Origin of the sequence: Nocardiopsis valliformis DSM 45023 (genome assembly GCF_000340985.1) — a bacterium.
In the GTDB taxonomy this organism is placed as follows: domain Bacteria; phylum Actinomycetota; class Actinomycetes; order Streptosporangiales; family Streptosporangiaceae; genus Nocardiopsis; species Nocardiopsis exhalans.
Genome location: NZ_ANAZ01000005.1, coordinates 34,801 through 47,552 on the forward strand (window position 1 = coordinate 34,801; position 12,752 = coordinate 47,552).

The window sequence follows — 12,752 nt, forward strand, 5'->3', positions numbered from 1 at the left end:
GCTAGGTCAACACCCCCCTCATCAGGGAGTCCCTCGCAGTACCACCACCGGCCAGGCCTGCCAGCCCCGAGACGGTGTTCAGCGGACACGTGCGGCGTGAGGGTCCCTGACAGTGACTCCCACATGCGAAGATCCCGTGATGTGGTGGTCGGTGAACCATCCAAGACCGAGGAGTACTCATGCGCGCTGTCGTCATGCACGCACCCGGCGACGTCCGGGTCGAGGACGTCCAGAAGCCGGTGATCGTGGAGCCGACCGACGCGGTCATCCGGGTGACCGCCGCCTGCATCTGCGGCTCGGACCTGTGGCCCTACCGCGGTGTCGAGAAACAGGACGGGCCCACGCAGATGGGCCACGAGTACATCGGCGTCGTCGAACAGGTCGGCGACCAGGTGAAAGACACCGCGGTGGGCGACTTCGTCGTCGGGTCGTTCGTGGCCTCCGACAACACCTGCGAGATCTGCCGGGCGGGCTTCCAGTCCCGCTGCATCCACCAGGTGATGATGGGCGCGATCGGCACCCAGGCCGAGTACGCGCGCATCCCGCTCGCCGACGGCACCCTGGTCAAGGTCCCCGGCGAGCCCACCGAGGCGCAGGTGCGCAGTCTGCTGGCCGCCTCTGACGTGCTGGGCACCGGCTGGTTCGCCGCCGTCGCGGCCCAGGCCGGTCCCGGAAAGACCGTCGCGGTGGTGGGCGACGGCGCGGTGGGGCTGCTGGGGATCCTGGCGGCCAGGCGGCTGGGCGCGGAGCGGATCATCGCGATGTCGCGCCACGCGGACCGGCAGGCGCTGGCTCGGAGGTTCGGCGCGACCGACGTCGTCGAGGAGCGCGGTGAGGCGGGCGTCGCGCGGATGAGGGAACTCACTGGCGGCTACGGCGCGCACTCGACGATCGAGGCGGTCGGCACCCAGGAGTCCATGATGCAGGCGATCCACTCTACGCGCCCGGGGGGTCACGTCGGCTACGTGGGCGTCGCCCACGGGGTCGAGCTGGACGGCATGGACCTGTTCTTCTCCACCGTGAGCCTGCTGGGCGGTCCGGCGCCGGTGCGCCGGTTCCTGCCCGAGCTGATCGACCTGATCATGACCGACCAGATCGACCCGGGAGCGGTCTTCGACCTCACCCTGCCCATCGAGGAGGCCGCCGAGGGGTACCGGGCGATGGACGAGCGCCGCGCCACCAAGGTGCTCTTGACCCTTTGAGGCAGCCCGCTTCTGGGCGTGACGAGACGATCCACCGGGTCCCGCGCCAGCCACACCAACGCACACGTCGGTGACTGCCTCGCGGGGCCCCTGACAGAGCTTGTCAGTGGCCCCACTCTGATGGCATTGGTGTTCTGATCACTTTGTGCCGTTCACGTGTGCGCGTCGGCCACCCCGGCTGTTCAGAGCCGTCCTTGATTTCCTCTCTGGACGGCCGGGGGATCTCACGTAAGGGGATCCTTTGGGGGACTCATGTCCCTCACCTGCCTACACGGCCACCTCGGCTACCGAGCCGTTGACACAGGGCAAGATCGAACGCCGCCACGGTTGAGTCGGCCTGGAGCGCGGTTCCGGTGTCGCCACCAGCCCGTTTCTCCAGGCCGCTCGCCGAACCCGGCGTACCCGTCTCCGAGTACCGGGCTCTCCACGGCTCCTCATCGGGCTTGTTCTCAGGCTGTGGGCCAGGCACCGGGAATCATGTCGCCCCGGTAGCGGTACCGGATAATCACCGGTGTCCGCGCCAGATTGATCAACTCGATCCCGTCCGCGCTGACCGGCAGCCACGACCCGTGCGGGCCAAGGAGCCAGCTGCGGACGTCCTTCCACGAACAGCGGTGCATCGTCTTGAGCCACATGATCACGCGATGCCAGAGGAAGGACCCCAGCATCCGGAACGTGTGCTGGGCGATGGCATGCCGGAAGTAGGTTGCCCAGCCGTGCATCATCCGGTTGAGTCGGACCAGCACGTCTTTGGGATCAGCCTGTGACGTCCTGCGGGTCAGGGCACGGGTCGTGTCCTTCACCGAGCGGATGGGCCGCGCGGCGAGGGTCTGGCCAAAGCCGGGGGCGTGGCCGAGGGCTACGGGGTGTCCGGTTCCGTGCGGGGGCGGGCCGGTTTCGCGGCGGCCCGGTGGCGGAGGCGGATGCCGACCGCGCTGGCGATGAGTAGTACGGCGCCCGCGACGAGTAGGACACCGGCTGCCGACACCTCACCGTCGGTGAGCTCCCAGACGAGCCGCGGAACCGCGACCGTGGCGGCGAGGACGCCGAACACGAGCGCCGAGCCGGGTCCGCGCGCCGTCGAGTGCCAGAGCGCGAACAGGGTGAACAGGCCCGCCGTGACGGCGAGTTCGGCGACGTGGTTCACCGGCGTTTCCAGCATCAGCGCACCCGTGTAGGAGGTCACCGCGCCGAGCCCGACCGCGGTCCCCTGCTCGCGCAGCACGCCAACCACCGCGAGGGCGATCCCCACCACGCCGAGGAGGAGCAGACCCGCACCGGCTGCCGAGGACGCGGTCTCCCACCCGGTGGAGGAGAATCCGCTCCTGCTGTCCGAGCCGACGATCTCGTAGACCACCTCCTGCACTCCGAAACCGACGAGGAATGCGCTCATGCCCCAAACGGCCACCAGCCCGGGCGCGGAGCGCAGCAGCGCGTAGGCGGTCACGGCAACGGCCAGCCCGGCAGCGGATGCCCAGGTGGCAGCGCTCGGTACGAACTCGGGTGGCAGTGCTTCCTCCATGGCTTCGGCGACGGCGAAGGCCGCGGAGAGCGACGCCAACGCGAACAGGGCGCCACCGATCCGGCGGCGGACCGGGGCGGTCTCCGCAGACCGGAGCAGCAGGGACCGGCCTCCGGCCATGGCGAACCCCGCGCCGACGAGCACGGCGGCGACCACCGCGAGCAGGGTGATCCGCACGCCTACGTCCAAGACGTCCCATGCGGTGGCCATGAACGTGGCCACGGCCGCCAGCACCAGACCGCCGCCGACATAGCCCAATACCTCCGCCCAGCGGCTCTTCGTCTCGGAGCGCCCCTCGGTCGCCTCCAGAGCGGCGACGACCGCGTCGGCCTGCCCGCGGTCGATCACCCCCTGTTCGACCAGCCTGCGCAATGCCTCAGCGTGGTCCCCATCGCGTGCCTCCATCAGGTGCCGCCTTCCCATCGCCTACGTACCGCCCTCTGCCGTCCGCCCCGGCCCCGCGGTGCGGATGCCTTGGTGACTGGGGCCAGCATCACCCATCCCAACGCAAAACGGACGCGCTGTCCTGAGCATGGATACTCAGAGCGCCGTGTGGTCGGGCACAAGGGAGGTCGGGTGGCCGATCAGGGAATCGTGTAGGCACACCTGGTACGCGTGCCCGCGACAGAGAGACCGCGCAGGCGGGCGTCGATCCTCCTCACGTTGATCGCGCACCCGGTCAGCATGGGGGAAGTCGGGTCCGGGCCAGCCCTCGGTAGCGGCTGCGCCGGTTCCCGTACCTCGTGGTCGATGGAGATGGAGCCGTGCCAGAGCTCACCCCGTTCGGGGTTCCAGTGACATCGCACCGCTTCCGGGGGACCCGACACTGGGCGGAGCGGTACCCCAAGGGCTCAGAAGTGACCGGTTCGCGTGTTCTCGAACAGAGTCGTTCAGCCCGGGGAGGACGTCAAGCGTGCGGCCACGAACGGGAAGAGCAGGACCGTGATGGCTCCGGCGGTGACCATGACGGAGGCGACGGTGCCGTCGATGACCCCCGAGGACACCGCGACCTGGGTCACGGCCACGATGATGGGCAGACCCGTCGCCGCGTACAGACCGAGTGCGGCCTGGTCGCCCCTGGCCGTCAACCCGGAGTGCGTCGTGGTCCACCGTTCCCGGAGGAAGACCGGCAGCCCGCGCACCATCAGGATCACGGCGACGAAGCCGAGCAGCAGGGGCCACTGGGCGGCGACGGCGGAAAGGTCGATGCTCATACCGCTGGTCACGAAGAACACCGGGATCAGCAGACTGAATCCGACGATCTCGACCTTGTGCATGATCTCGGCCGCGTGTTCGGGAGCCGTGGCGCTGAGCGCGGCGTTCAGCAGCAGACCCGCCGCGAAGGCGCCCAGGGCGACGTCGAGTTCGAGCACGGCGGTCAGCAGCATGAGCGTCACCAGGACCAGCACGGTGACGCGCAGAGTGGTCTGCATGGTCGTGTTGGAGGCGTCCGCGAAGGCCCTCCTCAGCAGGGGGAGCCGGCTGAAGAAACGCCCGGGGACCATCACCACCGCCACCGCGGCCACGGAGAACAGGACCAGGACCGCGGCGGCCTGCCAGGTGCCCCGGGTGGACAACAGCAGTGACATCGCCACGATCGGCAGGAGCTCACCGTAGGCGCCGTGGACCATGGTGGCCCGCCCCAACGGCGTTCCCATCGCACCGGAGTCCTTGAGGATGGGCAGCAGGGTTCCCAGAGCCGTCGACGTCGAGGCGATCGCCAGCACGATCGCGACATGCACGTCCCCCTCCAACAGGAGCATCCCCGCTCCGAAGCCCAGCAGGGCGCACAGACCCCAGGTCAGGGCGGCGTGCCTGCCCTGCCTGCCGCGCATGTCGGTGGTGTTGACCTCGAAGCCAGCCAACAGGAACAGGAAACCCAGGCCGAGCTCCCGCAGGAAGTGGACCGCTTCGGTCTCGGCGGCCAGCCCCAGGGCGTGCGGGCCGATGATCGTGCCGAACACCAGCAACCAGACCACGTCCGGCACCTTGCGCCGGGTGGCCAACGCCAGTACCGGACCGAGCACCGCCGCCAGGGCGATCCACCACATCGACGCCAGATTGTCCACGAGCATGTGTGTCTCGGCCATCCGGGAATGCTAACGAAGAAGGGGCTGACCTGCTCGGAAGCGGGATCGTCCTTGACCTAACACCTGCCTGGGAGCTGCTTTCCTCCTCGACCGGGTGAGTCGCGGCAGTGATCCCCTCGGCTCCAGCGGGCTTCAACCCGCCGCGGGTGAAGGGGACCGCGGTGGTGCACCCGCCCTCCGCGATGAACCTGAACCGGGTCTCTTTCTGCGTCCGCGGCGGGGTAGTACCGTGACCCGGTGCCCTCACCGAAACATGCCCCCTTCTCCGATTTCACCGACATCGACGCCTTCACCCGCATCCCCAGGATTTCCGCTGTGGCAGCCGGAGGCGACGGTCAGGTGGTCGCCTCGATCGCCGAACCCGACGAGCACGGGTCCAAGCTCAGGTCGGCTCTGTGGGCGCTCGACCCGCAGGGACGGCTTCCGGCCCGCAGACTGACCTTCACCAAGGACGGGGAGAGCGCGCCGCGGTTCGCCCCCGACGGTTCGCTCCTGTTCACCTCGCGTCGTCCGGATCCGGAGGACGAGGCAGAGAAGGGCACCAACGCCGTCTGGCGCCTGCCCGCGCACGGGGAAGCGCACCTGGTCGCCTCGGCCCCCGGCGGCCTCGGCATCGTCGGGATCGCGGACGACGGCTCGATCCTCGCGACGACCAGCGTGCTGGCCGGGGCCACCCTGGACGACGACGCCGAGCGCCGCAAGGCCCGCAAGGACGCCAAGCAGAGCGCCATCTGGCACACCGGCATGCCGATCCGCCACTGGGACCGCGAACTCGGCGACGTCAGCCCGCGCCTGGTGCTCGTCTCCCCCGGAGGAGAGGTCAGCGATCTCACCGAAGACGCCGACACCGTGGCCCTGATCAGCGCTTCGGCCGACCTGTCCCCGGACGGCAGCACCGTCGCGACGACCTGGACCGAACGGGTCCGGGGCGGGCAGACCCGTACCGGTATCGTCCTCATCGACACCGGGACCCGCGAACGCACCACCCTGATGGCCGCCGACGACCACCGGGAGTACGGCTCGCCGCTGTTCTCCCCGGACGGCGCCCGCCTCGTGGTGAAGCGGATCATGGTGTCCACGCCCACCGACACCAGCTACGGCTACCTGGAGATCCACCCGCTGACGGGCGGGGAACCGGTGATCGCCGACCTCGGCGACCTCACGTTCAGGGAGTACGCCTGGAGCCACGACGGCACCCTGCTGGTCGCCGGTGACCTGCACTCCTCCGGGGCGGTGCTGGCCGTCGACCCGCGCACCGCGGAGGTACGGCCCCTGGCGGAGGCCGGCGTGTTCACCTGCCTGGCCCCCGCCCCGGACGGGTCCGTGTACGCGCTGCGCTCCGATGTCACCACCCCGCCGCGGCCGGTCCGGATCACCCCCGGTGGTGAAGTGCGCGAGCTCCCGGCCCCTGGAGCGGTGGCGGCGCTGCCGGGCCGGCTGGAACGGGTGCGAACCGAGGTCGACGGCGTACACGTCGGCGGATGGCTGTGCCTGCCCGACACCGCTGACGAGACCGCACCGGCCCCGACGATGCTGTGGATCCACGGCGGCCCGCACGGTTCCTTCAACGCGTGGTCCTGGCGCTGGTGCCCGTGGCTGGCGGTCGCCCGCGGCTACGCCGTGCTGATGCCCGACCCCGCCATGTCCACCGGCTACGGGCACGCCGGAATGAACCGCGGCTGGCCCCGGCGTCCGGACGTGGTCTTCACGGAGTGCGAGGCACTGCTCGACACCGCGCTGGAGCGCCCGGACCTGGACGGTTCCCGCACAGCGGTGCTCGGCGCCTCCTTCGGCGGCTTCATGGCCAGCTGGATCGCCGGGCACACGGACCGCTTCTCGGCGGTCGTCACCCACGCCGGGTCGTGGGCGATGGGCCAGCAGCACCGCACCACCGACGCGGCCGCGCACAAGATGCGCGTCCACGGCCACGAGGACGAGCAGCCGGAGTGGTACCTGAACAACTCTCCGCACCTGAGCGCGGCGCTGGTGTCCACACCGGTGCTGATCACCCACGGCAACCGGGACTACCGGGTGCCGATCAGCGAGGCCCTGCGGATGTGGTGGGACCTGGTCTCGGCCTGGGACGGCCCGCCGGAGACGATGCCGCACCGGTTCCTACAGCTGACCGGCGAGAACCACGGGGTGCTCACCCCGTCCAACAGCCGCGTGTGGAACGAGACGGTGCTGGCCTTCTGCGACCAGCACGTCCTGGGCGCCGACCCGGTCCCCGACACCCTGCCCTGGTGAGCACCGCTCCGCCCCCGCCGGCCGGGTGCGTGGGTGGAGCGACACCTGCGCGGTGGTGACCGCCGCCGGAGGCGCTGGCCCGGCATGAACCAGGCCCCTCTGTTGTTCTTGACTGTCGGCGGACGACGGGAGGATCGGTCGTGGCGGAAGTTCGGGAAGGCGCGCTGCCGGGCGCGGTGGACGTCGTGGTGGTAGGGGCCGGGCAGGCCGGGCTGTCGGTGGCGTGGCACCTGCGGAGGATGGGGCTCGAACCAGGGGCCGGGTTCGTGGTCCTGGACCGGGGGCCCGACGCGGGCGGGGCCTGGCAGTTCCGCTGGGACGCGCTGCGCCTGGACGACGCGCACAGGGTCCACGACCTGCCAGGGATGCGGGAGACGGGCTTGAGCTTCGCCACCGCGGATGCGTCGAGGCCAGCCCGGGACGTGGTGCGCGACTACTACGAACGCTACGAGCGGTGGTTCGGGCTCAACGTCCTGCGGCCGATCCGGGTCGGCGCGGTCCGTGCGGAGGAGGCGGGGTTTCTCGTCGCGACCGACAAGGGCGACGTGCGGGCGCGGGTGGTGGTCAACGCCAGCGGCACCTGGGCGCGGCCCTTCCGGCCCTACTTCGCCGGGGCCGCGGACTTCCGCGGCGTGCAGATCTCCACCCCGCAGTACCGGGCGGCCGAGGACTTCGCCGGGATGCGGGTGCTGGTGGTCGGCGGGGGCACCTCGGCGGTGGGGTTCCTGCGCGAACTGGAGGGCGTGGCCGCGGGCATGGTCTGGGCCACCCGGCGGCCGGTCGAGTTCACCGACGACCCCGAGGGCGGGGTCCGCGCTGTGCGGCAGGCGGATGAGGCGGCCCGGGCGGGGCTGCCGCTGCCCAGTATCATCCACGGCACCGGGCTGCCCGCCACCCCCGAGAACCTCGCGGCCCGGGACAGGGGTCTCCTGGTGGCCAGGCCCATGTTCAGCGCGATCGACCCCGACGGGGTCCGCTGGGCCGACGGGTCCTTCGAAGCGGTCGACGCCATCATCTGGGCTACCGGGTTCCGGGCCGAACTCACCCACCTGGCGCCGTTGCGGCTGCGCGAGCCCGGCGGCGGAGTCCGGGTGGAGAACGGGCGGTCCACCCGCGAACCGGGCTTGTTCCTGGCCGGGTTCGGTCCACAGGCCAGCACCATCGGCGCCAACCGGGCCGGTCGCACGATCGCCCGCCAGGTGCTGGACGAACTCCGCTCCGAGGCCGGGACACTGACCGGGGCCCCGACCGGGACCGAGGCGGATTGACCACTCTCGGCCACCGGGTTCTCGGGGGCGAAAGACCCTGTGGTGCGCGAGAGGGCCAGGAGTAGAATGTCCGGTTATCGAGTTGGCGGGTGGTACGCCCGTGGCTCGTGTCACGGCCCCCGTCAACGGCCCGCCGCAGGCGGGTTCCTCATCCATGCGGGGTGACCGTCATGACCGCTCACAGCACCGAAACGACCTTGGACCAGGCACGGGCGGAGGAGTTCGCCAACCGCATGGTCGAGGTCCTGGACACCGCGAGCACCTCCCTGCTGATCAGCCTGGGGCACCGGCTCGGGATCTTCGACACCATGGCGGGGCGCGGTGCCATGACCTGTGCGCAGATCGCCGAGGCCGCCCAGCTGAACGAGCGCTACATGCGCGAGTGGTTGGCCGGGGCCACCATGGCCCGCCTGGTCGACTACGACCCGCAGGCCGACACCTACCTGCTGCCGCCCGAACACGCAGCCTGTCTCACCCGTGCGGCCGGGACCGACAACCTCGCCCGGTTCATGGCGGTCGTGCCCCTGCTGGCCTCCGTGGACGAGAAGGTCGAGGACGCCTTCCGCCACGGCGGGGGAGTGCCCTACAGCGCCTACACGCGCTTCCACGAGGTCATGGCCGAGATGAGCGGCGAGGTCGTGGACACCTCCCTGATCAACACCCTCCTGCCGATGATGGACGGCTTGCCCGAGCGCCTGGCCATGGGCATCGACGTGGCCGACATCGGTTGCGGACGCGGGCACGCGGTCAACGTCATGGGGCGCACCTACCCCGACAGCTCCTTCGTCGGCTACGACTTCAACGACGAGGCCCTGGCCTTCGCCCGGGGCGAGGCCGACGCGATGCGGCTGTCCAACGTGCGCTTCGAGTCGCGCGACGTGGCCGACCTCGGGGTCACGGAGGAGTTCGACCTGGTCACGGCGTTCGACAGCATCCACGATCAGGCCCACCCCGCCCAGGTCCTGGCCGCTGCCCACCAGGCGTTGCGCCCTGGCGGCGGTCTCCTGATGGTGGACGTCAGGGCCTCCAGCCACCTGCACGAGAACATGGACATGCCGTTGGGCACCTTCCTGTACACGGTGTCCCTGATGCACTGCATGACCGTGTCGCTGGCCCTGGACGGCGACGGTCTGGGCACCGCCTGGGGCGAGCAGAAGGCCCGCGCGATGCTCGCGGAGGCGGGCTTCGGGGAGGTGCGGGTCATGGAGATCGACACCGACCCCCTCGACTCCTGCTACGTCGCGAAGAAGATGTGAGGGACGCTCGCGTTCCCTTCTCCCGGCGGTGGCCCCGACCAGGCTGGGAACGCCCTGTGGACAACTGCCTTCGGCGTCCGCCCGGGACCTAGGATCGGATGCGGATCCAGTTCCCTGAGCGCCGGAGGTAGCGAGTATGCGGGCCAACAAGCTTCCCACCGAGGAGATCGAACGGGAACCGGCGGCCTTCGCCGACCGGGTCACGGCGGACGGTCGCTTCGGGTTCACCGCGGAGCCGGGCCGCTACCGGCTGATCGTCAGCCGGGCGTGCCCGTGGGCGCACAGGGTGGTGCTGACCCGGCGGCTCATGGGGCTGGAGGAGGCGGTCTCGCTGGCCGTGACCGACCCGGTCCAGGAGATCATCGAGGGCGATCCGCACTGGGTGTTCACCGAACGCACCGGCAGCCTCGGCGACAAGGACCCGGTCCTGGGCATCCACGCCCTGCGCGAGGCCTACCTCGCCCGCGACCCGGAGTACGACGGCGGCGTGGGCGTGCCCGGGCTGGTCGACATCCCCAGCGGGCACCTGCTGTCCAACGACTACAACCAGCTCAGCGTGGACATGGCCACCGAGTGGGGGTCCCACGTCAGGGAGGGAGCGCCGGACCTGTACCCGGCGGCGCTGCGCGAGGAGATCGACGCCGTGAGCGCGGTGGTCTACCAGGACCTCAACAACGGCGTCTACCGCTCCGGGTTCGCCCCTGACCAGCGACGCTACGACCGGGCGGTGGCCGCGGTCTTCGACCGGCTGGACGCCCTGGAGGAGCGCCTCACCGGCCGCCGCTACCTGGTGGGCGACCACATCACCCTGGCCGACCTGCGCCTGTGGCCCACTCTGGTGCGCTTCGACGCGGTCTACCACGGCCACTTCAAGTGCAACCGCCGCAAGCTCGTCGAGTACCCGGCGTTGTGGGCCTACGCGCGCGACCTCTACCAGACCCCGGGGTTCGGGGACACCACCGAGTTCGAGCACATCAGAGCCCACTACTACCGTGTGCACACGGCGTTCAACCCGACCGGAGTGATCGCGATCGGCCCCGACCCCCGCGGCTGGCTCACCGAGCACGGCCGCGAGACGCTCGGCGGCAGCCCCTTCGGCGAGGGCACCCCGCCCGGCCCGGTCCCGACCGACGAACGCCTCCGACCCCTGGCCGAACAGGACCGCCCGGCCGGAGACGACTGGTCCGTCCCGAAGAGCTGAGCGTGCGGTCCGTCGAAGGCGGCAGCTCAGAGGAGCATCGTGTGTTCGCGTAGCAGGCGCACGGTTTCGGTGACGGCCGGTCGGCGGGAGGTGCCCTCGCGCCAGAGGGCCGAGACCCCGCGCACCGGGGTGGGTTCCAGGGGCTTGACCACCAGGGTGTCGGGAACGGAACCCCGGCCCAGGCGGGGGACGATCGCGATGCCCAGACCGACCTCGACCAGGGCGATCTGGGTCTGGTACTCGGCCACGAAGTGCGCGACATCCGGTTCGGCGCGGACCGGGCGCAACGTGCGCATCAGCCAGTCGTGGCAGACCGTCCCGGGCGGTTGGCAGATCCAGCGGGCCGCGGCCACGTCCTTCCGGTTCAGCACCGGCAGCGCGGCGAGGGGGTGATCGCGGGGCAGGACGACGTCGCACCGGTCCTCGCCGAGCACGGTGCGCACCACCCCGTCGGGGACGGTCATCGGCGCGATGTCCCAGTCGTGCACGACGGCCAGGTCCACGGTTCCCTGCGCGACCATGTGCGGGGTGGCGTGCGGATCCTCCTCGACCACCCGCAGATCCAGGTCGGGGTACCTGCGGGTGAGCTCGGCCAGGGGGCGGGGGAGCAGACCGCGGGCCGCAGTGGAGAAGGCGGCTACGGTCAGCCTTCCCGAAGGCCTGCCGCGCTGTTCCTCCAGCGCCACCTCGGCGGTCTCCATGATGGCGAGCATCCGGGCAGTCCTGTCCACGAGCATGCCCGCGGCGTCGGTGAGCACCACCCCGCGCCCCTGGCGTTCCAGGAGCGGGGTGCCGGTCTCCCGTTCGAGTTTGGTGACCTGCTGGGAGACGGCCGAGGGCGTGTAGCCGAGTGCCTTGGCCGCGGCGCTGACCGAACCGTGCACGTGAACCGCGTGCAGGGCCCGGAGCCGGGAGAGGTCGAGCACGGGAACTCCTTCCGGGCGGCGGGACCGTAGGCGAATTCTTAAGCAGTGCTGAAACCAACCTAGTAGGAGGTTTCGCTGGTGCTAAAGCCGGGGCGACGCCATGATCGGTTCCATGCCTCTGCGTCACTCCCTTCTCGCCGTGCTTGTCGCGGCCGTGTGGGGGGTCAACTTCGTCGTGATCGAAGTCGGCCTCGACCACTTCCCGCCGCTGCTGTTCTCCGCCCTGCGGTTCCTGGCGGCCGCCCTGCCCGCGGTCTTCTTCGTACGCCGCCCCGGGGTCGCGTTCGGCTGGATCGTCCTGGTGGGGCTGGTGCTGGGGGTGGCCAAGTTCGGGCTGGTCTTCACCGGCATGGACCTCGGCATGCCCGCCGGGCTGACCTCGCTGGTCCTCCAGGTCCAGGCGGTGTTCACCGCCTTCTTCGCGGTGCTCTTCCTGCGGGAGAGCCTGCGCCCAGTCCGCTACCTCGGGATGGGCGTCGCCCTGTGCGGAATTGGGGTCGCCGCCTACGACCACGGCGGCTCGGGGCCGCTGACCGCGTTCGCGCTGGTCGTGGCGGCCGCGGCGTTCTGGGGACTGTCCAACGTGATCACCCGCAGGGCGGCCCCACCGGACGCGCTGAGCTGGATGGTCTGGGTCAGCGTGGTGCCACCGCTGCCGTTGTTCGCGCTGTCCCTGCTGGTGGAAGGGCCTGAGGCGGGGCTGGCCGCGGTGCGGGGTCTGGACCTGGCCGGGGTGGGCGCGATCCTCTTCGTGGCCTGGGCGGCCACGGTGTTCGGCTTCGGTGCCTGGGGGTACCTGCTGCGGCAGAACGAGGCCTCCGCCGTGGCGCCCTACTCGCTGCTGGTGCCGGTGTTCGGGATGGCCTCGGCGGCCCTGTTCCTCGGTGAGGCCGTTAGCCCGCTGAGCCTGGTGGCCGCGCTGCTCCTGGTGGGCGGGGTGGCGCTCACGGCGCTGGGCGGACGATCGAGCAAGGCGGTGGGTGCGGGCTCCCCGGAACCTGCGGGGAACCCGCGCTGAGCCAGCGGTGTTGAGCGGACTG

General features: G+C 70.7%; 10 protein-coding genes. 6 read left to right on the forward strand and 4 right to left on the reverse strand.

Annotated features, from left to right (window positions below):
- Positions 1 to 179: 179 nt before the first annotated feature.
- Positions 180 to 1,202 (forward strand): zinc-dependent alcohol dehydrogenase family protein, encoded by a 1,023-nt coding sequence (locus D457_RS0106930; RefSeq protein ID WP_017579921.1) that lies wholly within the window; start codon positions 180 to 182, stop codon positions 1,200 to 1,202.
- Positions 1,203 to 1,651: 449 nt separating this feature from the next.
- Here D457_RS0106930 and D457_RS0106935 read toward each other — a convergent pair whose 3' ends face one another.
- From D457_RS0106935 to D457_RS0106945, 3 genes are all read right to left on the reverse strand, one after another.
- Positions 1,652 to 2,005 carry a group II intron maturase-specific domain-containing protein gene (locus D457_RS0106935; RefSeq protein ID WP_160167388.1) on the reverse strand — a complete coding sequence of 118 codons (354 nt, stop codon included), beginning with the start codon at positions 2,003 to 2,005 and terminating at the stop codon, positions 1,652 to 1,654.
- Between the two features lie 56 nt (positions 2,006 to 2,061).
- Positions 2,062 to 3,129: a DUF2157 domain-containing protein gene (locus D457_RS0106940; RefSeq protein ID WP_017579923.1), complete on the reverse strand. Its 1,068-nt coding sequence runs from the start codon at positions 3,127 to 3,129 to the stop codon at positions 2,062 to 2,064.
- Between the two features lie 485 nt (positions 3,130 to 3,614).
- The gene (locus D457_RS0106945) at positions 3,615 to 4,814 is read right to left on the reverse strand and encodes a cation:proton antiporter (protein WP_017579924.1); all 1,200 of its coding nucleotides are present in this window, start codon (positions 4,812 to 4,814) and stop codon (positions 3,615 to 3,617) included.
- Between the two features lie 237 nt (positions 4,815 to 5,051).
- Here D457_RS0106945 and D457_RS0106950 point away from each other — a divergent pair, with 237 nt between their 5' ends.
- The 4 genes from D457_RS0106950 (at position 5,052) to D457_RS0106965 (ending at position 10,786) form a co-directional block, all read left to right on the forward strand.
- Positions 5,052 to 7,061, forward strand: a complete 2,010-nt coding sequence (locus tag D457_RS0106950; protein ID WP_017579925.1) for a prolyl oligopeptidase family serine peptidase — start codon at positions 5,052 to 5,054, stop codon at positions 7,059 to 7,061.
- 140 nt (positions 7,062 to 7,201) lie between these two features.
- Complete coding sequence (locus D457_RS0106955) at positions 7,202 to 8,329, forward strand: NAD(P)-binding domain-containing protein (protein ID WP_017579926.1); 1,128 nt, start codon at positions 7,202 to 7,204, stop codon at positions 8,327 to 8,329.
- Positions 8,330 to 8,499: 170 nt separating this feature from the next.
- Positions 8,500 to 9,585 (forward strand): class I SAM-dependent methyltransferase, encoded by a 1,086-nt coding sequence (locus D457_RS0106960; RefSeq protein WP_017579927.1) that lies wholly within the window; start codon positions 8,500 to 8,502, stop codon positions 9,583 to 9,585.
- A gap of 136 nt (positions 9,586 to 9,721) precedes the next feature.
- Positions 9,722 to 10,786: a glutathione S-transferase family protein gene (locus D457_RS0106965; protein WP_017579928.1), complete on the forward strand. Its 1,065-nt coding sequence runs from the start codon at positions 9,722 to 9,724 to the stop codon at positions 10,784 to 10,786.
- Between the two features lie 26 nt (positions 10,787 to 10,812).
- Here the strand turns inward: D457_RS0106965 and D457_RS0106970 are convergent, their stop codons facing one another.
- Complete coding sequence (locus D457_RS0106970) at positions 10,813 to 11,712, reverse strand: LysR family transcriptional regulator (RefSeq protein ID WP_017579929.1); 900 nt, start codon at positions 11,710 to 11,712, stop codon at positions 10,813 to 10,815.
- Positions 11,713 to 11,824: 112 nt separating this feature from the next.
- Between D457_RS0106970 and D457_RS0106975 the strand changes: the two genes are divergently transcribed.
- On the forward strand, positions 11,825 to 12,730 hold the full coding sequence (locus tag D457_RS0106975; RefSeq protein ID WP_039831046.1) for an EamA family transporter: 906 nt from the start codon (positions 11,825 to 11,827) through the stop codon (positions 12,728 to 12,730).
- Positions 12,731 to 12,752 lie beyond the last annotated feature (22 nt).

Coding starts and splice junctions, on each gene's coding strand:
- D457_RS0106930 (WP_017579921.1), top strand. CDS start 180: ATGCGCGCTGTCGTCATGCACGCACCCGGCGACGTCCGGGTCGAGGAC.
- D457_RS0106940 (WP_017579923.1), bottom strand. CDS start 3,129: ATGGAGGCACGCGATGGGGACCACGCTGAGGCATTGCGCAGGCTGGTC.
- D457_RS0106945 (WP_017579924.1), bottom strand. CDS start 4,814: ATGGCCGAGACACACATGCTCGTGGACAATCTGGCGTCGATGTGGTGG.
- D457_RS0106960 (WP_017579927.1), top strand. CDS start 8,500: ATGACCGCTCACAGCACCGAAACGACCTTGGACCAGGCACGGGCGGAG.
- D457_RS0106965 (WP_017579928.1), top strand. CDS start 9,722: ATGCGGGCCAACAAGCTTCCCACCGAGGAGATCGAACGGGAACCGGCG.
- D457_RS0106975 (WP_039831046.1), top strand. CDS start 11,825: ATGCCTCTGCGTCACTCCCTTCTCGCCGTGCTTGTCGCGGCCGTGTGG.